This window comes from Aminipila luticellarii (genome assembly GCF_004103735.1).
GTDB lineage: Bacteria > Bacillota > Clostridia > Peptostreptococcales > Anaerovoracaceae > Aminipila > Aminipila luticellarii.
In genome coordinates this window covers 1,459,904-1,481,685 of the sequence record NZ_CP035281.1, presented here as the reverse complement: position 1 = coordinate 1,481,685, position 21,782 = coordinate 1,459,904, and the positions used below count along the sequence as shown (strand labels likewise).

The window sequence follows — 21,782 nt, the reverse complement described above, 5'->3', positions numbered from 1 at the left end:
GCTTCAAACAGTTTTTTAATAGCTCTCATTTTTTATGCTTATTTTACGCACATTTCCAGTGCAAGCTTCATCATATCTGTGAAGGAATGCTGTCTCTCCTGGCTGGTGGAATGCTCTCCGGTAATGAAGTGGTCGCTGATCGTCATCATGGCAAGAGCATTTACTCGGTTATAGGCGGCATTCATGTAAAGGGCGGCAGCTTCCATTTCTACGGCAAGAACGTCCATCCTGGCCCACTTTTTCCACCAGTCTCCGAATTCATAAAAAACGTCGCAGGAAACAATATTTCCAGCTTTTAGGGATACTCCCAGCTCCTTATTTGCTTCCTGTGCTTTTAACAGCAGCTCCCAGCTGGCAGTGGGAGAATAATTTCCCGGAACGTCAAAGGCGTGAATGTAATTGGAATCGGTGGAAGCGGAAATCCCGAGAACCACATCGCCTATTTTTACATCCTCGTGAAAGGAACCGGCCGTACCGATCCGAATCAGGTTCTGAACCCCATACTCCGTGATTAATTCCCAGGAATAAATCCCCATGGAAGGCATGCCCATACCGGTGCCCTGTACCGAAACCGGTACGCCCTTATAGGTCCCTGTATAGCCGTACATGCCCCGGATTTCGTTATAAAGCTTTGGACTTTCTAAAAAGTTTTCAGCGATAAATTTTGCCCGCAGAGGATCGCCCGGAAGTAAAATGGATTCGGCAATATCCCCTTTTTTGGCAGCATTAATGTGTGTACTCATAATAAAAATTTCCTTTCCTTTTTTTCTCAAAAACAGTATGATGTAATTTTGAAAATTATATCATGTAATGTTGAAATAAATATCGATTTTACGCCTTATCTGTGGTATACTGACATCGATGAGTTCATTATAACATACAAATTTAATCAAGAAAATAAACAATTGGAGGACCCGGAATGATATATGAAAATATATATAAAGACAGGCTTTATACGGTTAGAGAAATCGATACGCTGAAAGAGATGCTGACCAGCTGCAAAGAGCTATTTGGGAAAAAGCCGGCGTTTTTATATAAGGAAGAAAAGGGCGGAGATTATAAGGAAATAAATTTTATTACATTAAAAGACGATGTAGATGCACTGGGAACAAAATTAATCGATATGGGGCTGGAAGGCGAAAATATCGCCGTGATCGGAGAAAACTGCTATGCCTGGATGGTATCGTATTTTGCTATTGTAAACGGAGTCGGCAAGGTGGTTCCCTTGGATAAAGAATTGAGCAAAGGGGAAATCATCAATCTTCTGACTACCGCAGAGTGCAAGGCAGTATTTTACACCTCCTCTTATAAAAACATTTTTAGAGATATAGATATTCCGCACAAGTTTCAAATGGAGGTGTATTCCAAAAAAGTACAGCCGGAACAGGAGAATACTTGGGATCATCTACTGGAGGAAGGCAGGAAGATGCTGGGAAAGGGAGACAGGCGCTTTACCGATATGGCGCTTGACCCTATGGAGGTACGGATGCTGTTATTTACCTCCGGAACAACAGATGTGCCGAAAGCCGTGATGCTTTGCCATAAAAACATTGTGAGCAATGTTCAGGACATCAGCAGATTTGTCAGGCTGAAGGAAGATGACAGAGCCTTATCCATCCTGCCGATTCATCATACCTTTGAATCTTCAATAGGTATCATGGTGGTACTGTTTCAAGGGTGCTCGGTGGCTTTTTACGAGGGACTGAAATATGTGGTCAAAAATCTGGCGGAAGCACAGGCGACTTTGCTGGTAGGTGTGCCGCTGATCTTTGAGTCTATGTACAGTAAAATCTGGAAACAGGCCGAGAAGTCAGATATGACAAAAGCGCTGAAGATGGCCATTAAGCTTCACAAGACCTTGAAAAAATTTGGTATTGATGCCCGCAAAAAGATTTTCAAATCTGTTTATTCCAATTTCGGTGGGAAACTGAGAATGCTGGTTACAGGAGCTGCCGCCATAAATCCGAATGTGGTTCGGGGCTTTCAGGATCTTGGCATTGACATTGTAATGGGGTATGGACTGACAGAAGCTTCTCCGCTGGTTTCCGGAACCCCGGATTTTTCCGACCGATACGGAAAAGCCGGTTCGTCGGGGCAGGTAGTTCCCAGCGGCCAGCTTCAAATTATGGATCAAAATGAAGACGGTATCGGTGAGATTCTTTTTAAGGGACCTAATGTGATGCTGGGGTATTATAATATGCCTGAAAAGACCGCAGAGGTCATACAGGACGGCTGGTTTCATACGGGGGATCTGGGCTTTGTAGATGAGAATGGATGGCTGTATCTGACCGGAAGGAAAAAGAACGTGATCGTTACGAAAACCGGTAAAAACATTTATCCGGAAGAAATCGAAGAATATCTGAGCAAAATACCATATATTGAAGAATGCATGGTATATGGAACAGACAATGAAGAGACAGGTGAAACGACCGTAAGTGTTCAGATCCGTCCGGCGTATGAAACCATCAAAGGGGAATTTGGATATGCTGACGATCCGGAGCAGGTCTATAAGCTGTTAAAGGATAAAATTGCGGATATCAATCTGCAGCTGCCAAATTATAAACGGGTAAGACATATTGTTATAAGATCCACTGAATTTATAAAAACAACAACTCAGAAGATCAAACGACAGGAAAATATGATACAATAAAAGAAGGGTTCATTTTCAGGAAACCTCACTTCCTTGAAGTCCATATGGATTTTAAGGAACGGTTCCGAGAAAATGAACCTTTTTTAATAGTTATTTTTTATGGTATAGCTTATTCTCCGGGCCGCATAGACAAAAGGCGTATCGGAAACAGAAGTCACGATAAAAATGATATAGCTGGAGCCCATGATACTGAATAAGGTGTGCAAAGGGTAGGTTCCCCAGAATGCGCCGAGGGTGAACAGAACCGTATTTAAAAGCTGTGAAAGAAGGGTAGAGGCATTGTTTCGCAGCCACAAATATTTCTTTTTATCGTTGCACAGGTTATGGGTCCATGCCCAGACTTTGTTATAGAGAAATACGTCAAATCGCTGGACGATAGCATATACGCCCAGACTGACAAGCATCAGCCGGGGAGTATTGGAAAAAATGGCCCGGATACTGGGAAAGGCCCAATCGTTGGCGGACGGCGTATATAAAAGCCATACCTGACTGACTAAAATAAAAGTGATGGAAGTGAGAATACCCACATGAACCGCTTTTTTTGCCACTGGTTTTCCTTCGGTTTCACTAAGAATATCGGTTACCATAAAAGTGGTGGCAAACATCACATTGCCCAGGGTCTGCTCAACGCCGAAGGCATCCACTAAAATGAGCACCTCAATATTAGCGGAAATGGTGGCCAGTACAATCCAGCAGAAAAGGCCGGTTCGGCCGAAAAGCTTATACCATAAAAGCACCACGGAATATAAAACGACTAGAGTGGCTATTAATATAAATTCATTATTCATCTGTTCCTCCTACTCCAAAATCAGTATTGCTGACAAGAATATCTACTCTGGGATTTCCCTTATACCTTGGATAAAGGGTACTCATAAAAGAGGAAAGGACCTCTTTATCGGGGGTTATAGCGGTACTGTTCTTGGACATGAGATTGACGCAGACTCGTTTAAAATAAGTGAGACCGATTTCTAAATCCCTTTCCATAGAGTCTTGTGTCTGGCCTGTTATTCCAAATAAAAGACAAATCTGATCATAATACTCGGCGATCTCTTTGGGGTCATCCGTATCGATTCCTTTACAAAGAACCGACTCCCGGTATTTCCGGTCAAAAGTCTCTACGCCGCCTTTTATTTCGAGGCGGATGCCCAGCGCACCGAATGCTTCTCTGGCAGCGGCAATATGGAGCCTGTCCATCCAGTGGCATTCAAAATACAGAGTAGTAATGCCTTTGCCGATGCACAGCTTTTTTATCAAATTCATGGTATCCTGATCCAAATCGGAAAAACTGCCTGAATTGATTACCTCAAGGCGTTTGAACTGTCCGGTGACTTTGGCCAGCACTTTGGCATTCAGCTGATAATTCAGCTTGGGATTTAAGTTAAAATCCAGATGATAATCACAAAAACTGCAACGCCGCCATTTACAGCCATTTCCGCGAAGCAGTACGATTTCCCGGGGATTTTTTTCTGTGATCACAGAATATCTTATAAGATGATTTGTGTCTGACATAAGCTTTCCTTTCTGCAGAAAATCGCAAAGCTTTGCTTGGCAGATTTTCATCGTACATGATATATGGAAAGTCCGAACCAGTCACAATCAAAGAAGGACACAAAAAACAAAAGGGTGCCTATAGCACCACAAATAATCCTGCTTCAAACCGAGCAGGCGGGTCCTAGTTTTATTTAACGACAGGATGGTTACGAACTGTCCTATTCACTTTATCCATTTATTTTATTAAAAAAATGGGATTGCTTACAAAAGCAACCCCGTTATATTAGCATATGTTTGTCCGTTTGTCTAGGCTTTCTCTAAAACTTCCTTTACATAATTGGGAAGGGCAAAAGCTCCGGTGTGTATGTCCGTATTATAATATTTGGTTCTGAGTCCGAACTTTTCCCATTCCTCCGCCTTTAAATCCGTGATGGGATCATACTTTTTGGAAGCAAATCCAAAGTACCAGTATCCGGTGGAGTACGTGGGAATATTAAAACCATAGACCTTGGCGATAGGAAACACTTTTTTTATTTTGCTGTGAGCTTTTTGCATCTGTTCTGCATCAAGGGGGTGGAAGGCGCATTCGTGCTGGTTGATCAATATACCATCCTCTTTTAAAGCCCGGTAACAGTTTTCATAGAACTGAACTGTGAAAAGTCCTTCTCCCGGACCGGCAGGATCCGTAGAGTCCACTAAAATTAAATCATAACTGCCGTCTGCCGCTTCCTCCACAAATTTAAGGCCGTCTCCGATAATCAGGTTTAATCTAGGCTCCTTTGAGAAAACGCCGGCTGTAGAGGGCATATACTTTTTGCAGGCCTCTACGACAGCTCCGTCAATTTCTACCATATCGATGGTCTCAATATGCGGGTATCTGGCCACCTCTCTGGCCGTACCGCCGTCTCCGCCGCCAATGATCAATACTTTTTTTATGCTTGGATTGACCGCAAGAGCGGGGTGGCAAATCATATCGTGATATACGAATTCATCCTTTTCAGTAACCTGAATGAAGCCGTCTAAAGTCATAAATACGCCAAACGTGTCATTCCTGTACATTTCAAGCTTTTGGAAAGGCGTTTCTTCCGTATGAAGAATCTCTTTTATATTTAATCCTAATTTAACTGAATTTATAACGTGGTATTCGCTGAACCACAGGTCTGCCATTTCATGCATCATAATAAGGGTTCTCCTTTAAATTGTTCATTCATTAATACAGGGTAGGTAAGTTCCTTCCGTAAAATATTTCATCAATTTCATTTTTTAACCGGTTAGTTATTTTTTTCCGGTCTTTTTCATTTAAATTTTCTTCTTTTAAATTGAACAGGTAATCATCTAACTGAAAGTTTCTTACTTTACATTTTGTATGGAAAGTATTTTCCTGATATACATTTACATCGATCATTTGATACACATTTAACCACTCCGGTTCAATGTAATTCTGTATGGAGGTAATATCGTGATCGATGAACAGCTTATTGCCTTTGATATCACGGGTGAAGCCTCTCACCTTATAATCTATAGTCATAATGTCAGCATCAAAGCTGTCAATTAAGTAATTAAGCGCCATCAACGGAGAAATCTCGCCGCAGGTGGATACGTCAATGTCGGCTCTGAATGTGCATACCCCGTTATCCGGATGATATTCGGGATAGGTGTGAACTGTTATGTGGCTCTTGTCCAGATGACCTACCACAGAGGGATTTAAAGTGTATGGATGGTGAGAAGGCGGTGCGCTTTCTTCACAAATTAAAATAGTAACACTGGCACCCTGAGGATCGTAATCCTGTACGGCGATATTCAAAATATTTGCACCGATGATCTGCGTCACATTTTCAAGGATGCTGGTCAGCTTCGGTGCATTATATTCTTCATCAATATACTCAATATAAGCTTTTCTGTCACATACTGTTTTAGTATAGCTTACATCGTATAAATTGAAACTTAAAGTTTTTGTCAGATTATTGAATCCGTGTAATTTGATTTTTTCCAACTAAATTGTCACAACCCTTCTTTGTGTAATATATGAGGAAACTAAAAAACAGAAATGACGGAATCAAAGATTCCGCCATACCGCAAGCGATATTTCCTACATAATAAGATAACACAAACTAGAATAATTTCAATAGATTTTTGTATGTGAAAAAGAATTTCCAAACAATTTATTGTAAAATATTCGGTCCTTTTAAATGGCATAAATATAGATGGCACTATATTGGAATACTGTTCCTAAAATCACAAAAATATGAAATATTTCGTGAAAACCAAACAGGCTGCTGAAATTTGGTTTTTTCGCAATATAGAAACCGGCGCCGATGGAATACATGACACCGCCCAGCCCAATCAGAAAAAGAGCATTCATAGGAATCTGTTTCAGCGAGTCTAAATCAAAGATGATAGCCCAGCCCATTAGGAGATAAAGGGAGGTATAAAGCCATCTGGGCGCATTCAGCCAGCAGACCTTTATGAGGATTCCTACCAATGCGACCGTCCAGATTGCTGACATAAAAACAACTGCATGCTTTGGTTCCATAAAACCAATAACAATTGGCGTGTAGGTTCCCGCAATCAATACATAGATCATGGAGTGATCTAATTTTCTTATGCGTACAAGAATATTTGAAGGCACCTTTACAAAGTGATAAATGGAGCTGGTGCTGTAAAGAGCAATCATGGATAAGCCAAAAATAACGGCACTGGCAATGGTCAGACCGCTGGTCCCTTCCAGATACAGGCATTTTCCCACAAGCAGGAAGGTAGCCAGTATTGCCAGACACGCACCGATAAAATGCGTATAGCTGCTAAGCGGATCTCTTGCATTCATAAATTGTTTGTATATAAACATATTCTCTCTCCTTTATAATAATTAATACAATGTAATGTAATATCGAAAACTATATATTATAATTATTATAACAATTTTTAAAAATTATGCAACTAAAAATTTAACTTTATAAAATAAATTTTAAAAGAAGGCAGCAGGAACCGTTGGACAGGAATGTACGGACGAGCCGTTTGTGTGGTATACTATTTATAATATTAAATTTTATTAGGAGAAAATATGTCAATAGAAAAAATTTTTAAAGAGCAGAAGCTGGAACAAGATATTAAAAAAGTGATAGAAAAAACAAAAGAACAGCCTGGCAGAATGAATGACCTGATGAACGTCAAGCTTGTAGGGTGCAATGAAACGGAGCGAACCGCCTCCTTTGAGTTTCCCATATCAGAATGGCAAATGAATCCGCAGGACATGCTTCACGGCGGTATTACCGCAACCATGATGGATTTGGCATTGGGGTTGTTTGCAAACTGTATCTGCTTAAAGTTGGGTGGATTTTTTTCACCTACGGTAAACATGAGCATCAATTATTTACAGCCTGTTTATTTAAACGATAAGGTGACGATAACAGCACAGTTAGTATCCACCGGACGTTCCCTGCTGACCCTTTCCGGAGAGGCAAAAATAACAGAAAGAAATTGTATGGCAGCTACAGCCTCTGCGACGTATAAAGTGATACGAAAATGAAAAAATGTGATATACTAGGAGTATACCAATTTTAAAAAGATAAACTAATCCTATAAGGGAGGGAGATAATATGTTAGAACAGATTAAAAATGAAGCAAAAACGGCAGCAGAGCAGTTATGCGAAGGTGCTCATTTGCAGAAGGGCTCCATCGTAGTAATCGGTTGTTCTTCCAGCGAGGTGGAAGGCTGTAAAATTGGGAGCAATTCAAATCCGGAGGTAGCAAAGGCCATCTTTAATGGAATATATGAGGTGTTGCATTCAAAGGGAATTTACCTGGCAGCTCAATGCTGCGAGCACTTGAACAGAGCCATTATCGTGGAACGGGAGATTGCAGCTGACGATGCCATTGTAAATGTAATCCCTCAGCCGAAGGCCGGCGGTTCCTTTGCAACAGCGGCTTATAATGGGTTTAAGGATCCGGTAGCAGTGGAAGAGATAAAGGCCGATGCCGGACTGGATATAGGCGGTACCCTGATAGGAATGCATCTGAAAAAAGTAGCGGTACCTCTTCGAATCGAAACAAAGCATATTGGAGAAGCCATTGTGCTGGCAGCCAGAACAAGGCGGAAGTTTGTGGGCGGTCAAAGGGCCGTATATGACGAAAAGCTACTATAGGCTTGTAGAAGCAAAAAGATAAAGGCAGTAAAATAACTGCCTTTATTTTTGTATCATAAAAAACATTCTTTTATGCGATATAAATGGGGGACAGAAAAGAAAGCAAATTTTTAACTGGACCTGTGAAAAAGAACAAAACCGGCACTTCTAATGGAGACGGTTTTCTTATATAATATGTACAAAGATTTCTTATTGAAGGAAGAATGTAGGAGGAAAGAGTTCTATGGATACAAAATATGTCCTGATTATTCAGTGTGATATCGCACGGCAGAGATGCAGCGGATTTGCATGTACAAATACGTTTTACAACCGGGAGGATGCTTTCAAGGAGTATGGCGACGATGTAAAATATATTTCATTGACCTGCGGCGGATGCTGCGGAGCCAGTCTGGCGGTCAAACTGGAACATTTTTCGAAGAGACTGGAAAAGAAAACGGATCTAACGAGGAAGGATGTGGTGGTACACCTGTCTTCTTGTATGGTAACAGATAATTATCACCACGACCGATGTCCGCACATGGATTATATCAAAGCGCTGATTAAGAAGAAAGGGTATGAACGAATTGTAGAAGGTACATATATCAGTAAGGTCGCCCAGAAAAAAAGAGAAACGGGGGAATATCATTCATACCAGGAAGTAAAAGTTTGATTGTAATCGACGGCGAAAAGAAAGAACCGATCTATTTGTAGATTTATAGCTATTTTAAATCTCAAATTGTGACGGGAGCTCTGGCGGAGGGGAATTTTCTTCCTTCTACCAGAGGATTGGCACAGTCCTTGAAAGTCAGTAGAAATACTGTGGCATCTGCCTATTCGCAGCTCTGTGCAGAAGGGTATATTACCGGAAAGAACGGAAGCGGGTATGTGGTACTGCCATTCGATGTGAGCCTCTTCAAAGCAATATCCGGTGAAAAGACCGGGGAAACTCTTGAGCCGGGCAAACGGAAAAGCACAGAAAAAGACATAAAATTTGATTTTCAATACGACAAGCTGAATATGGGGGATTTTCCCATGGGAGCATGGAAAAAGTCGTTACATACGGCATTGAGTTCTTGCGAGGCGGAGTATTTGAGTTCTTATAACGACAAATTTGGCGAATGGGAGCTGAGAAAAGAAATCATGCAGTATCTGAACTTTTCCAGAGGAGTGGTCTGCCGTCCAGAACAAATTCTGCTGGCGGCAGGGATGGGGGCTTCCCTAAGCCTGATATGTCAGCTGCTTAGGAATGAATGTGATCAGGCGGCGGTGGAAGAACCGTGTTACGGAAACACCCGAGAGGTTCTTAAAAATCATGGCATGAAAGTGGTTCCGATTCCTCTGGAGGAGGATGGAATGGATCTCAACATTCTGGCTGGCTCCGGGGCAAAGCTTGTGTTTACCACCCCTTCCCACCAATTTCCCATGGGATGCATTATGGGAATCAATAAAAGACTCAACTTAATTAAATGGGCCGAGGAGAATCATGCCTATATCATCGAAGATGATTATGACAGCGAGCTGAGATATAACAGCAGACCGATTCCGTCCATGCAGTCTATGGACAGCAACGGCCGCATCATTTATTTCAATACATTTTCAAAGGCTTTTGCACCGGGAATCCGAATGAGCTTTATCGTTTTGCCCAATGCCTTAATGGAAAAGTACACACAGAACTTCTCCACGTACAACTGTCAGGTCGCCTGGACCGAACAGAAAGCCATGCAGCTTTTCATGCAGGAGGGCAGCTGGAACCGCCACATGCGAAAAATATGCACGGTAAATAAGAAAAAGCATGATACCCTGTTATCGGCTCTTCATCATTATATGAAGGACAGAGTAATCGTTTATGGAAATAATGCGGGGCTGCATATTGTGCTTGAAGTGAAAAACGGTATGGATGAAGGGGAGCTGATAAAAAGTGCGGAGCAGGTTGGGGTTCGTATCTACCCAGTCTCTGTTTATTGGGAAAATACAGAGAATTATAGGAATCCTATGGTACTGATCGGTTACAGCAGTCTGACGGAGCAAGAAATTGAAGAGGGCATTTGCTTGCTGCAGTCTGCTTGGTTTTGATTTCAGCCCTATGTAAAAAGCGGAAATGATGAAAATAAGAAAAAAGCTAATGTCTCTGATGGTTTAAGAGCATTAGCTTTTTTGTTATCTGTTTTAACTTTGCTTAAAAGAAGAACATTCCGTACCGGAATATCCATAATTAATAGCAACCGATTCTGCGGAGCATTTCTGATCTTTATTATAGACACATCTATGTGCATCGCAATCAACGCTTAGGGATTGATTTGGAGAATGGTATTGGACTCCGCTGATCATTTGGTTCTGTGTCTTCTCTGCGAAGGACTGACAAGCCGTATCTGTGCTGACGTGAGCTGTTTGTCCTTTGACTTGAATGGAAGGTCTGCAGCAGCACCCTTTCTCATTATAGGAACATGGAACAACTGTACATTGTAGTGCAGGCATAATCTTTACCACCTTTCTTTTTTCTTTATTGTATTCAAGGCTCGGCCAAATTATTCAGCAAAGAAAATAAATTCCTATAGAACTGATGTTCTCCAGGAAAAATATACTAAATATTTGTTGGAAAATGTAGTAAAATAGCGAATAATGTACTATAATTATATAAAAATTCAGAAAAATTAGAATTTAAAGCGGTAGGTACAAAGTATAAATTTACAAAGGATTTAGTCTGGGGGTAGATTTATGAGCTGGATGAAAAAAAGTATCATTAGAATAATAGGTGTGACTATTTCATTGTTTATATTTCTGCTGTTCTTTGTTTATCTTAATTTCTTAGATGTACAATTAAGGAATTATTTTGAGCAGCAGGCGAAGGAAGAGCTTGTAAAGGACTCTCAAAATATTTCCGCGCAGATTGAAATCTTTTTACAAAAGTATGTGGTCATAGCAGATCAGGCAAAAAATAATCCGGACTTTATCCGGTTTGCCAGAGAAGTTAAGACCCGGGAGACCAAGCGGAAAAATCCTTTATATGATCAGGTGACAAAGGAGCTGGAAGATATATCCGATATGGATAAAAATATTGATTTATCCTACATCGCCTTACCGGATACAAAAGGGCTGATCAGCAGTGCGTACGGCTATGACGCGCCCGCAGATGTTATTTTGTCCGAACGGGAATGGTATATAAAGACCATGGGAGAAAAAAAGACTACGGTGACCGCACCGTATCAGGATCTGTTTTCGGGGAAGCTGGCATTGACGGTGGCTGTACCTTTACAGGATAACGGAAACATTTTAGGTGCTTTCAGCTTAGATATTTTAATAGAAGACATTCATGAAATGATGCGGGATTACAGAATAGGAGAAAAGGGGTATGCGGTACTGATCTATGATACCGGACAGATCATAGATCACCCGGATATGGATACAACCAATTTATCTGAAAAGGTTTTTGTTCAGGATTGGCTGGGAGGCTTATCGCACAAAATACTTTCCGGTAAGAATGGGATCGCAAGCTATACCGATCAGGGGGAAAAACAGTTTATAGCGTATCTGCCGATTCCCAATACTCACATGACGGTACTGACGATCATACCGGAATCCGAAGTATTTTCCCGGTTAAACAGATTCTTGAATACGAATTTGTGTATTGTAATCGGATTAATTGTCATCATGATTTTTCTTTTACTGTTCTTTAAGCATTATATTTCAACACCTGTAGTCAGAATTTGCCGGGAAATTGAAAACTTCAGCAACCATAACAAGATTATATCTCTGCCTCCGGAATATTTGTTCCGGGAAGATGAGATCGGAATTTTATCAAATGGTCTGACGTTCATGCTAAAAAAAATCACGGATAATTTTTATGAGATCGAGCAGAAAAACAGGGAGCTTTCTGAGGCAAAAGAAAAAATAAGCAGGGAACGGTCTCTTTTCAAGACCACCCTGCAATCCTTGGGAGATGGCGTCATTTCCACGGACAAATACGGCCGGATCTCGCTCATGAATAGGGCAGCAGAAGAGCTTACCGGCTGGAGCGTAGAAGAAGCACGGGGAGAAATCTTTCAAAAAGTATTTCCTTTGGTTCATGAGCTGTCCGGAAAAGAATGTGACTGTCCTGCTGCTCAGGTGCTCCGGCTCGGAAGGGCGGTTGAACTGGAGGAATATACGCTCCTCATTCAGAAAACGGGGCATCGGCTTGCTATCGAAGACAGCGCAGCACCCGTAAAGGATGAACACGGCAATCTTATCGGGGCAGTCATTGTATTCAGGGACTTTACGGAAAAAAAGCAAAAACAGGAACAGATATTATATTTGAGTTATCACGACCAGTTGACCGGATTATACAACAGAAGATTCTTTGAAGAAGAATTGCAGCGTCTGGATAAGGACTCCAATATACCTTTTTCCATTGCTATGATTGACGTGAACGGATTAAAGCTGACCAACGATGCCTTTGGGCATACCATGGGAGATAAGCTTTTAAAAAGAGTTGCAAGAGTACTGAAAGAAGGATGCCGGGGAGAGGACGTGGTTGCACGAATCGGCGGAGATGAATTTATTATTTTACTTCCGCATACGGAACAGGAGGAAACCGAGGAACGCGTCAAGCAGATTTACAAGACGATAGAGCAGGAAAAACTGGGGGACATCATTATTTCTGTTTCCATCGGCTGTGCTGTGAAATCAAACGCAGACATGTCGCTTGACGAGGTCATCATCAAAGCAGAAGAACAGATGTATATGAAGAAGATTACAGAAAGCCAGAGCATGCGCCATAAGACCATACAGGCCATCGTTAATACGCTGAATGAAAAAAACGAAAGGGAAAGGATTCATTCTGAAAAAGTGAGCGAAATCAGCAAGGAAATCGGACAGAAGATGAACCTTGACGGGGAGACTGTCAAAGAATTGGAAACAGCCGGTTTGATGCACGACATCGGCAAAATTATTATTTCCGAAGAGATTTTAAACAAGCCCGGAAAGCTGACGGAATCGGAATATCAGGAGATGAAGAGGCACCCGGAATGCGGGTATCAGATTTTAAGATCGGTGAACGCATATTCTTCTCTGGCAGAGAATGTGCTTTATCATCATGAACGCTGGGATGGAAACGGATATCCGCGCGGACTGAAAGGGGAGGAAATCCCACTGCTTTCACGCATTATTGCCATAGCGGATTCCTTTGAAGCTATGACGGCAAAAAGACCTTATAAGGAAGCTATGACGGTAGAGGCCTCTGTTCATGAACTGATAAAGAATTCCGGAACGCAGTTCGATCCGCAGATCGTTCAGGTCTTTGTAGAAAAAGTACTGACCTATCCGGCAGATCTTAAATAAAATAGCTTAACAAAGAAGGAGAAAGCATGTAGAATAGATATATCAGAATTGTTGGAGGTAAATTTCATGGACACAATATCCTGTATCAAAGGAAGACGAAGCATAAGAAAATATGAAGATAAGAAAATTCCCCATGAATTAATGGAGGAAATTGTAGAGGCAGCTTCTTATGCACCGTCTTGGAAAAATACGCAAATTGTTCGATATATCATCGTTGAGGGGAAAGAAACCATTCAAGAGATTGCACAGAACTGCGTATTGGGGTTTGAGTATAACACAAAAACCATGACGAATGCAGCCGCATTAGTTCTTATTACAATAGTAGAAGGCCGAAGCGGGTTTGAAAGGGATGGATCTTTTTCTACTTCGAAGGGGGATCGGTGGGAGATGTTCGATGCCGGCATCGCTTCTCAGACTTTTTGCTTAGCCGCTCATGATAAAGGAGTCGGTTCTGTTATACTGGGTATCTTTGATGACAAGAAAACCGGCGAAGCGGTTTCCCTTCCGGAGGGTCAGAAGGTGGCGGCGATTATCGCTGTTGGATATCCGGAGATTGTTCCGGAAGCACCGAAGCGTAAAACACCGGCAGAATTGATTTCTTACAGATAAAAAGGAGAAAGAACATGATAATCAGAAGAGTTGAAAAGGAAGATCTAGACGAACTTGTCAGGGTGGAGAACCTTTGCTTTCCAAAAGAAGAGGCAGCTACAAGGGCGTCCTTTGAATATCGGATTGCTGCGTTCCCCGAGAGCTTTTATGTGGCGGTAGAAGGAGATGAAATCATTGGAATCGTAAACGGATGTGTTTCGGATAAGGAGGCTATCAGCGATGAGCTCTTTGAGCCGGAAGGCGGACACGACCCTAATGGCAAAAATCAGATGATTTTTGGATTGCTGGTAGATCCCCGGTATCAGAGAAAGGGGATTGCGGCTCAATTAATGAATCACTTTATGGAGGTCGCAAGACAGGCAGGCCGCAAAAAAATGGTTTTAACCTGTAAAGAGCGACTGATCCACTATTATGAGAAATTTGGCTATGTGAATCAGGGCGTTTCGAAATCCACTCACGGCGGTGCTGTTTGGTATGATATGGTGGCAGATCTATAACCCAGTTGAATATACAGCTTTTTGAAAATAATGTCATGAATAAAAAAATCCATCATAGTATAATCTTGAGGTGATTATATTGAATGGGAAAGTGATAGATGTTAAAAAGCTTGTGATTCAAAATGAGATGAAATATAACGGAGAGGTTGTGGTAACTTATAAAATAGAGTATCCGCAGTTCAGCTCCAGATATTATCAAAAATCCTTAAAAGCAATGAATAAATATTATTATAATAAAGCCATGGACTTTCAGAAATTCTATAGGAAAGAGCTTTATAAGCCGGCGGTTGAACAGTATATCTATTCTAAGAAAAATAATTTTCCGATCAGAGTGTATGAAGGACTGGCTACATACCGGGTGACTTATAATATGGCCTGTATAGCAAGCCTTTTCTATGACAATTACATTTACCTGGGCGGTGCGCACGGAAGCACTATAAGAACTTCCGAAACCTGGAATGTACAGAAAGCCAGAAGAATGGAGCTCTACGAAATGTATGAATGCGAATTGGACTTTAAGACCTATCTGCTGGAGCAGGTAAAGAGTGAAATTCTAAAGGATCCAAGCATATACTTTGAGGACTATGATGAACTCATCATAGAAAACTTTAACAGCCAAAATTACTATTGCACATCAAAAGGAGTGATCCTGTACTATCAGCAATACGATATAGCACCATATTCCAGCGGGATCAGAGAATTTTTGATACCGTATGGTGATTGCATAACGGAGCCTTATAAAAAGTGCTTTTTTGCGTGTGATTGATTTAAAAGTACCAGCCCAATTATATACCATATATGTATGAAGGGAGAAAAAAGTATGTTGGAAACAGGAGTAAAAGCACCGGATTTCAAATTGATGGACAAGGATAGCCGGGAAGTTTCCCTGTCGGACTTTAAGGGAAAGAAGGTTGTTCTGTATTTTTATTCTAAAGATAATACTGCAGGCTGTACAAAACAAGCCTGCGGGTTTGCTGAGCTGTATCCGCACTTTCGGGAAAAGGGAGCGGAGGTCATTGGAATCAGCAAAGATTCGGTAGCATCTCATATAAAATTCGCGGAAAAATATCAGCTTCCTTTTATCTTACTGGCGGATCCGGATTTAGAGGCGATAAAGGCCTATGATGTATGGCAGGAAAAGAATAATTATGGGAAAAAGACCATGGGCGTGGTCAGAACCACCTATCTTATTGATGAAGAAGGGATCATAGAAAAAGCTTTTACGAGGGTAAGGGCGGCAGAAAATCCGGCAAAGATGCTGGAAGCCTTATAGTCGATCGTAATCCGTATTAACCTTCTTGATATGGGAGAGCCCCTGCTTTGTTACTAAAATGTAACCTGATTTTAAAGTGGCAAGCCTTGCATATTATGGTATAATTATGTTTGGAAAGACAAAGCTATTGTGACATAATATGGGGGAAAATTGAATGATGAATGAGAAAGGACTTTATTTCAGTCGATGGAAAGGGGAAAAACTACCGATAGCAGCTTTTCTTCTAATGGTGGTTTTAGCTATTTTTATTTTAGGCATGTCCGCAGAACCCGCCTATGCGGATTCTGATGTGGGTGTGACGATTGATGATAAAACTGTCGTGTTTGATGGAAATCTGGGCGCACCATTTATTGATGCGAACAGCAGGACATTGGTTCCTTTCCGGGGTGTCTTAGAACAGTTCGGAGGTACCGTGTCATGGGATAATGACGCTCGAATAGCCAGTGTGGTCAAAAATGGCGTGATGGTTCAGGTACCCATTGACCAGCCCTATATTCTGGTGGACGGACAGAAAAAAGAAAACGATACAGCGGCTGTAATAAAGGATGAACGTACCTATTTGCCGATCAGAGCCGTATTGGAAGCGTTCGGAGCAGGAGTTGCATGGGATAACACGAACCGGATCGTGGTCATTCATACGGATGGCACGGTTCCGCAGTTCAATGATTCCACCAATCAGAGCGTTCCGGCAGACGGAGAATTAAACGCCATGTGGATTTCCTATCTGGAATATATGAGCATGCCGAAAAATGAAGCCGGCTTTAAAGCTGCTGTGGATAAGATGTTTGACCGATGCAAGGATCTGGGTATGAATGCGGTGATCGTACATGTCCGCTCTCATTGTGATGCCATGTATCCTTCCAAATATTATCCGTGGTCTATTTTTGCCAGCGGAACGCAGGGCGTTGATCCGGGATATGATCCGTTAGAATATATGGTTGAGGCGGCGCACAGCAGAGGCCTTCAATTCCACGCATGGCTGAATCCATATCGGGTAACCGGTTACGGGACGTACTGGAATCAGGTGGCGGCAAATAATCCGGTGAAAATATGGCAGTCAGACGGAGACCCGGCCAATGACCGATGGGCGCTTCTGCATAAGGGAGAATATTATTTAAATCCGGCTGTACCTGAAATACGGGATATGGTCATAAACGGTGTGAAGGAAATTGTTGAAAACTATGATGTGGACGGCATTCATTTTGATGACTATTTTTATCCGTCTGTTAATGACAGCGATCCTTCTCTGTGGTTCGACAAACCAGAATACGATAAATCCGGAAGCACTTTAAGCATTGCCGACTGGCGCAGAAATAATGTGAATATGCTGGTAAAGGGCGTATATGAGGCCATTAAATCAGAGAAACCAAAGGTTGTATTCGGAATCAGTCCTGCCGGAAATTTGGCAAATTTACGAAGCAACAGCGCATATTTTGTTGATATAAACAGATGGCTTTCAGAGGACGGTTACATGGATTATATCATGCCGCAGCTCTATTGGGGCTTTGAAACAAAAGATTCCTCCGGAAATCTTGCTTCTTATGCTTATACGAACAATTTAAATGCATGGATAAACCTTGCTTCAAAGGGTTCTGTCAATTTATATGTGGGTCTGGATATGGCCAATGCCGGAAGCAATGTGCCGGATAAAAATGCTACGTCTGAATGGCTCCGGTATAATGACATCATAGCCAGACAGGTGATGACGGGAAGAACCACCGGAAAGGTTGGAGGATATGCATATTTCAGATATGAATTCTTCAATAAAACGGTTACTCAAGACGAGGTAAACAATTTAACGAAAGTACTGAAACAGTAAACAACATGTTAAACCCACACCAAACAAGTGTGGGTTTTGTGATAGTATATAAATGACACAATAAAGTCTAAATTTATTTTCGAAAGGCAGCAGAGAAATTTATGAAGTTGATTCATCTTTCAGACCTGCACATAGGAAAGCGGGTAAATGAATTTTCCATGTTGGAAGATCAGGCATATATCCTGACGGAAATCATGAAACAGATCGATGAGGAAAGACCGGATGCGGTCATCATTGCAGGCGATGTTTATGATAAATCCGTACCGCCGGCGGAAGCCGTGCAGTTATTTGACGATTTTCTGGTACAGCTTTCAGAAAGAAAACCATACATATTTATCATAAGCGGAAATCACGATTCGGCAGAGCGCATGGCTTTTGGCGGCAGGCTGATGAAGAACAGCAGGGTTTACATATCCCCTGTGTTTAACGGAAGTGTGGAATCCATAGCGCTTCAGGATTCCTTTGGAACGGTGTCCGTTTATATGATGCCGTTTTTAAAGCCGGCCTATGTGAGAAAGTATTATCCGGATGCTGAGATCAGCTCGTATAACGATGCAGTGAAAACCGTTATGAACCGTGTAAAGGTGGATACGAGCCATCGAAATATTTTGATCTGTCACCAATTTGTGACGGGGGCAGTGTGCTGTGACTCTGAGGAATTATCTGTGGGCGGTCTGGATAATGTGGACGCAGGCCTGTTTGATGCTTTTGATTATGTAGCCTTGGGACATCTTCACGGACCCCAGAAGATCATCAAGGAGACGGTCCGATATGCCGGAACTCCTTTAAAATATTCTTTTTCAGAGGTTCATCATAAAAAGTCCATGACTGTGGTGGAGCTGACGGAAAAAGGCAGGGTAGGAGTTCGCACAAGAGAGCTGATTCCCAGGCGGGATATGCGGGAGATCAAGGGCAGCTATATGGAAATCACGGCAAGAGAGTATTATAAGGATATGAACCGGGAGGATTACATGCATATCACCCTTACGGATGAGGAGGACATTCCAGATGCGGTGGGTAAGCTGCGCAGTATCTATCCTAACATCATGAAGCTGGACTATGACAATGTGCGTACCCGAAGCACCTTTTCTATAGATAGAGCAGAGAGCGCGGAGAGAAAATCTCCTCTGGAGATTTTTGAAGAGCTGTATAAAAAACAGAATAACCAGCCTATGTCTGGGGAGCAGAGAGCATTCAGTGCACAACTGATTGAAAAAATTTGGGAGGAAGAGCTATGAAGCCGGTGAATTTAATTATATCCGCATTTGGGCCTTATGCGGACAAGCTAGAGCTCCCTTTATCCAAGCTGGGGGCCAGCGGCTTATATTTAATAACAGGGGATACCGGTGCCGGAAAAACAACCATCTTTGATGCTATCACCTTTGCTTTGTATGGGGAGGCCAGCGGAAATAATCGGGAAGCCAGTATGTTTCGCAGTAAATACGCCGAAGAAAATACTCCTACATTTGTAGAAATGGTTTTCTTGTATGGTGACAAGGAATATAAAATCAGGCGTAATCCCGAATATCTGCGCCCTGTAAAGCGGGGAGAAGGGGTCACTGCGGAAAAGGCGGAAGCAGAGCTGACTTATCCGGACGGAAAAGTACTAACAAATGCTAAAAGGGTTACAGAGGCCGTGGAACAACTGATTGGTCTGGATCGGGAACAGTTTAAACAGATTGCAATGATTGCTCAGGGAGATTTTTTGCGGTTGCTTTTAGCTTCGACAAAAGAACGAAGTGAGATTTTTCGGGATATTTTCAGCACGAAATGTTATCAGGTCTTGCAGGATCGTTTAAAGAGCGAAGCCAGTACCCTAAAGAACGAACAGGATCGTTTGAAGCAGAGCATCCTGCAGTATATAGACGGAGTTCTATGCGATCCCGGCAGTGAATTAAATGGGGAGCTGTCTAAAATAAAAACAGCAGAAAGCGTGGCTGCTCCCGAAGAAACCAATCAAGTCATCAAGGCTATTATAGCCGAAGATGAACTGGAAGAGGCTTCTTGTCGGAAAAGACTTTTCGAACTGGAAAAAAATCTGGAAGAAGTAAACAGAACACTGGAAAAGGCGGAAAAGGATCGTAAAGCGTTTAAGGATCTGTCGCTGGAGAAAGAAAAAAAAGGTCAAAAGTTACGATTAATGACACAGAACCAACAAACTGTAGAGGCGGAGAGCGAAAGACAGCCGGAAATGGAGAAACTGGTAGGCAGGATTCAGACAGCCACAGATCAATTGCCCCAATATGATGAGCTGCAGAGCGTAAACAAGGCGGTTTTGAAAAGAGAAGAACTATTAAGTAAACATAAAAATGATTTAGTAAACATTACTGAACAGATTGAAAAATCAACGGTTTTATTAAATGATCTGCAAAAGGAATGGGAGTTGATAAAGGATACCGGACTCTATAGGGAAAAGCTTAAGAGTCAGGAAAAGGATATGCTGGAAAAGCAAAAGAGAGTGCAGATACTCCTGGAAGCTCTCTCAGATTTTGAACAATTGAGCGAAAAGCTTGTAACAGTTCAGAAAAAATATCAAGAGTATTCTCAACGTTCAGAAACGGTAAAAAAACGATGGAATGCGATGGAAAAAGCATTTCTGGATGAACAGGCCGGTCTGTTAGCATCTAGACTGGAGGAAGGAAAAAGATGTCCGGTCTGCGGCTCCCTTGAGCATCCGCTAAAGGCTGAGCTTTCCCGGAAGGCTCCTACCGAGTCCGAATTGCAGAAAGCGAAAGAGGAAAGTGAAAAGCTTCAATCTGAAGCTGCAACATACAGTGCGGAAGCAGGCAACTTAATGGGAAAAGCAGAAGCTTTCAGGGCAGAGATTTTAAGGCAGAGCTCCGACCTATTAATACTTTGTGCCTTTGAGGATATAAAGGGACAAGTGCAGCGAGAGGAAATCGAAAGGAGAAAAGCCCTTTCAGAAATGGCGGAAAGGATTCGATACGAAGAAAACAAAATTAAGAGAAAAGAACAGCTGGAACGAGATATACCGCTGATGGAGAAAACTCTTAAAGACTGTGACAGTACGGCATCCGGTTTGAATCGAGAGATTGCATCCCTTGATTCGGAGAGAAAAGCCCTTGTGGAATCAAAGCAAAAGATCGCATCGGTTTTAGAATTCAGTACAAAGGATGAAGCCGAGAAGAATATAAAGACGTTGGTAGACAGAAAGGTTAAAATGCAGGAAGCCTTTGAAAAAGCAAAGAAGGATTTTGAAAAATGCAAGATAGAGATCGCTGAATGTTCCGCCAGAATAAAAACGTTGAATGAACAGCTGAAAGATGCGGAACCAGTTGATTTAGATAAAGTATATACTCAAAAAAATGCACTGGTGCAGGAAAAATCAGAATTGGACAGCAAGCGGATGCAGATTGCCTCCCGATTGGACAGAAATCAGGCGGCATGGAGCAGCATCCAGACAAAGAACGAATCTTTATCTGAAATCGAAAAACGCTGGATGTGGGTAAAAGCTCTTTCTGATACAGCAAATGGGAGCATGGCCGGAAAAGAGAAGATCATGCTGGAAACATACATTCAGATGAACTATTTTGATCAGATCATTGCTCGAGCCAATACAAGACTGATGGTCATGACAGGAGGTCAGTATGAACTAAAGCGAAGAACGGATATGGGAAACAAGCAGAGCCAGAGCGGTCTGGAACTGGATGTGATAGATCACTATAACGGATCAGAGAGAAGTGTAAAAACCCTTTCAGGCGGAGAATCCTTTAAAGCATCCTTATGTTTAGCTTTGGGTCTATCAGACGAAATTCAGTCGTCGGCGGGAGGAATCCGGCTGGATGCCATGTTTGTGGATGAAGGTTTCGGTTCTCTGGATGAGGAATCTCTGAATCAGGCAATCAGAGCTTTGGCAGAGCTGACAGAGGGAAACAGGCTGGTAGGAATTATTTCTCATGTGACGGAGCTAAAAGAGAAAATTGACAAGCAGATCGTTATTACTAAAGAAAAAGCAGGGGGCAGCAGAGCAACCATTTACTGCTAA

20 protein-coding genes are annotated in these 21,782 nt (G+C 42.0%); 13 read left to right on the top strand and 7 right to left on the bottom strand.

Going from position 1 to position 21,782, the window contains the following annotated elements; genetic code table 11:
* Positions 1–38: 38 nt before the first annotated feature.
* The gene (gene deoD, locus EQM06_RS06780; RefSeq protein WP_128745611.1) at positions 39–743 is read right to left on the bottom strand and encodes a purine-nucleoside phosphorylase; all 705 of its coding nucleotides are present in this window, start codon (positions 741–743) and stop codon (positions 39–41) included.
* A 176-nt stretch (positions 744–919) separates the two neighbouring features.
* Here deoD and EQM06_RS06775 point away from each other — a divergent pair, with 176 nt between their 5' ends.
* Positions 920–2,650 carry an AMP-dependent synthetase/ligase gene (locus EQM06_RS06775; RefSeq protein WP_128745610.1) on the top strand — a complete coding sequence of 577 codons (1,731 nt, stop codon included), beginning with the start codon at positions 920–922 and terminating at the stop codon, positions 2,648–2,650.
* Between the two features lie 83 nt (positions 2,651–2,733).
* Here EQM06_RS06775 and EQM06_RS06770 read toward each other — a convergent pair whose 3' ends face one another.
* The 5 genes from EQM06_RS06770 to trhA form a co-directional block, all read right to left on the bottom strand.
* Positions 2,734–3,438 carry a queuosine precursor transporter gene (locus EQM06_RS06770; protein ID WP_128745609.1) on the bottom strand — a complete coding sequence of 235 codons (705 nt, stop codon included), beginning with the start codon at positions 3,436–3,438 and terminating at the stop codon, positions 2,734–2,736.
* Positions 3,431–4,159: a radical SAM protein gene (locus EQM06_RS06765; protein ID WP_128746818.1), complete on the bottom strand. Its 729-nt coding sequence runs from the start codon at positions 4,157–4,159 to the stop codon at positions 3,431–3,433. Before EQM06_RS06765 ends, EQM06_RS06770 begins: the two co-directional genes overlap by 8 nt.
* Before the next feature lie 288 nt (positions 4,160–4,447).
* Complete coding sequence (speE, locus tag EQM06_RS06760; RefSeq protein WP_330548314.1) at positions 4,448–5,320, bottom strand: polyamine aminopropyltransferase; 873 nt, start codon at positions 5,318–5,320, stop codon at positions 4,448–4,450.
* A 31-nt stretch (positions 5,321–5,351) separates the two neighbouring features.
* Positions 5,352–6,134, bottom strand: a complete 783-nt coding sequence (gene speD, locus EQM06_RS06755) for an adenosylmethionine decarboxylase (protein ID WP_128745608.1) — start codon at positions 6,132–6,134, stop codon at positions 5,352–5,354.
* A gap of 192 nt (positions 6,135–6,326) precedes the next feature.
* Entirely contained in the window at positions 6,327–6,986 is a 660-nt protein-coding gene (trhA, locus tag EQM06_RS06750) for a PAQR family membrane homeostasis protein TrhA (RefSeq protein ID WP_230974934.1), read from the bottom strand.
* A gap of 216 nt (positions 6,987–7,202) precedes the next feature.
* Here trhA and EQM06_RS06745 point away from each other — a divergent pair, with 216 nt between their 5' ends.
* From EQM06_RS06745 to pdxR, 4 genes are all read left to right on the top strand, one after another.
* Positions 7,203–7,667, top strand: coding sequence for a PaaI family thioesterase (locus tag EQM06_RS06745; RefSeq protein WP_128745607.1), 465 nt, complete (start codon positions 7,203–7,205; stop codon positions 7,665–7,667).
* A gap of 70 nt (positions 7,668–7,737) precedes the next feature.
* Positions 7,738–8,283, top strand: a complete 546-nt coding sequence (locus EQM06_RS06740) for a TIGR01440 family protein (protein WP_128745606.1) — start codon at positions 7,738–7,740, stop codon at positions 8,281–8,283.
* A 223-nt stretch (positions 8,284–8,506) separates the two neighbouring features.
* Positions 8,507–8,932 carry a CGGC domain-containing protein gene (locus EQM06_RS06735; RefSeq protein WP_128745605.1) on the top strand — a complete coding sequence of 142 codons (426 nt, stop codon included), beginning with the start codon at positions 8,507–8,509 and terminating at the stop codon, positions 8,930–8,932.
* A gap of 41 nt (positions 8,933–8,973) precedes the next feature.
* Positions 8,974–10,335, top strand: coding sequence for a MocR-like pyridoxine biosynthesis transcription factor PdxR (gene pdxR, locus EQM06_RS06730; protein ID WP_330548380.1), 1,362 nt, complete (start codon positions 8,974–8,976; stop codon positions 10,333–10,335).
* A gap of 93 nt (positions 10,336–10,428) precedes the next feature.
* Here the strand turns inward: pdxR and EQM06_RS06725 are convergent, their stop codons facing one another.
* On the bottom strand, positions 10,429–10,737 hold the full coding sequence (locus EQM06_RS06725; RefSeq protein ID WP_128745603.1) for a DUF1540 domain-containing protein: 309 nt from the start codon (positions 10,735–10,737) through the stop codon (positions 10,429–10,431).
* A 240-nt stretch (positions 10,738–10,977) separates the two neighbouring features.
* On the opposite strand from EQM06_RS06725, the gene EQM06_RS06720 reads away from it, so the two are divergent.
* From EQM06_RS06720 to EQM06_RS06685, 8 genes are all read left to right on the top strand, one after another.
* On the top strand, positions 10,978–13,578 hold the full coding sequence (locus tag EQM06_RS06720) for an HD domain-containing phosphohydrolase (protein ID WP_128745602.1): 2,601 nt from the start codon (positions 10,978–10,980) through the stop codon (positions 13,576–13,578).
* A 66-nt stretch (positions 13,579–13,644) separates the two neighbouring features.
* A complete protein-coding gene (locus EQM06_RS06715) occupies positions 13,645–14,187 on the top strand; it encodes a nitroreductase family protein (protein ID WP_128745601.1) in 543 nt (180 codons plus the stop codon).
* A 14-nt stretch (positions 14,188–14,201) separates the two neighbouring features.
* Positions 14,202–14,684 carry a GNAT family N-acetyltransferase gene (locus tag EQM06_RS06710; RefSeq protein WP_128745600.1) on the top strand — a complete coding sequence of 161 codons (483 nt, stop codon included), beginning with the start codon at positions 14,202–14,204 and terminating at the stop codon, positions 14,682–14,684.
* Positions 14,685–14,763: 79 nt separating this feature from the next.
* Positions 14,764–15,450 (top strand): DUF3298 and DUF4163 domain-containing protein, encoded by a 687-nt coding sequence (locus EQM06_RS06705; RefSeq protein WP_128745599.1) that lies wholly within the window; start codon positions 14,764–14,766, stop codon positions 15,448–15,450.
* Between the two features lie 54 nt (positions 15,451–15,504).
* Positions 15,505–15,957 carry a peroxiredoxin gene (locus tag EQM06_RS06700; protein WP_128745598.1) on the top strand — a complete coding sequence of 151 codons (453 nt, stop codon included), beginning with the start codon at positions 15,505–15,507 and terminating at the stop codon, positions 15,955–15,957.
* 154 nt (positions 15,958–16,111) lie between these two features.
* Positions 16,112–17,776 (top strand): family 10 glycosylhydrolase, encoded by a 1,665-nt coding sequence (locus tag EQM06_RS06695; protein WP_128745597.1) that lies wholly within the window; start codon positions 16,112–16,114, stop codon positions 17,774–17,776.
* A gap of 101 nt (positions 17,777–17,877) precedes the next feature.
* Entirely contained in the window at positions 17,878–19,014 is a 1,137-nt protein-coding gene (locus EQM06_RS06690) for an exonuclease SbcCD subunit D (protein ID WP_128745596.1), read from the top strand.
* Positions 19,011–21,782, top strand: coding sequence for an AAA family ATPase (locus EQM06_RS06685; protein WP_128745595.1), 2,772 nt, complete (start codon positions 19,011–19,013; stop codon positions 21,780–21,782). The genes EQM06_RS06690 and EQM06_RS06685 overlap by 4 nt, the downstream gene beginning before the upstream one ends.

Excerpts from the sequence above, each read along its gene's own strand:
- deoD (WP_128745611.1), bottom strand. The coding sequence starts at position 743 with ATGAGTACACACATTAATGCTGCCAAAAAAGGGGATATTGCCGAATCC.
- EQM06_RS06775 (WP_128745610.1), top strand. The coding sequence starts at position 920 with ATGATATATGAAAATATATATAAAGACAGGCTTTATACGGTTAGAGAA.
- EQM06_RS06770 (WP_128745609.1), bottom strand. The coding sequence starts at position 3,438 with ATGAATAATGAATTTATATTAATAGCCACTCTAGTCGTTTTATATTCC.
- EQM06_RS06765 (WP_128746818.1), bottom strand. The coding sequence starts at position 4,159 with ATGTCAGACACAAATCATCTTATAAGATATTCTGTGATCACAGAAAAA.
- speE (WP_330548314.1), bottom strand. The coding sequence starts at position 5,320 with ATGATGCATGAAATGGCAGACCTGTGGTTCAGCGAATACCACGTTATA.
- trhA (WP_230974934.1), bottom strand. The coding sequence starts at position 6,986 with ATGTTTATATACAAACAATTTATGAATGCAAGAGATCCGCTTAGCAGC.
- EQM06_RS06745 (WP_128745607.1), top strand. The coding sequence starts at position 7,203 with ATGTCAATAGAAAAAATTTTTAAAGAGCAGAAGCTGGAACAAGATATT.
- EQM06_RS06740 (WP_128745606.1), top strand. The coding sequence starts at position 7,738 with ATGTTAGAACAGATTAAAAATGAAGCAAAAACGGCAGCAGAGCAGTTA.
- EQM06_RS06735 (WP_128745605.1), top strand. The coding sequence starts at position 8,507 with ATGGATACAAAATATGTCCTGATTATTCAGTGTGATATCGCACGGCAG.
- EQM06_RS06725 (WP_128745603.1), bottom strand. The coding sequence starts at position 10,737 with ATGCCTGCACTACAATGTACAGTTGTTCCATGTTCCTATAATGAGAAA.
- EQM06_RS06720 (WP_128745602.1), top strand. The coding sequence starts at position 10,978 with ATGAGCTGGATGAAAAAAAGTATCATTAGAATAATAGGTGTGACTATT.
- EQM06_RS06715 (WP_128745601.1), top strand. The coding sequence starts at position 13,645 with ATGGACACAATATCCTGTATCAAAGGAAGACGAAGCATAAGAAAATAT.
- EQM06_RS06710 (WP_128745600.1), top strand. The coding sequence starts at position 14,202 with ATGATAATCAGAAGAGTTGAAAAGGAAGATCTAGACGAACTTGTCAGG.
- EQM06_RS06700 (WP_128745598.1), top strand. The coding sequence starts at position 15,505 with ATGTTGGAAACAGGAGTAAAAGCACCGGATTTCAAATTGATGGACAAG.
- EQM06_RS06695 (WP_128745597.1), top strand. The coding sequence starts at position 16,112 with ATGATGAATGAGAAAGGACTTTATTTCAGTCGATGGAAAGGGGAAAAA.
- EQM06_RS06690 (WP_128745596.1), top strand. The coding sequence starts at position 17,878 with ATGAAGTTGATTCATCTTTCAGACCTGCACATAGGAAAGCGGGTAAAT.
- EQM06_RS06685 (WP_128745595.1), top strand. The coding sequence starts at position 19,011 with ATGAAGCCGGTGAATTTAATTATATCCGCATTTGGGCCTTATGCGGAC.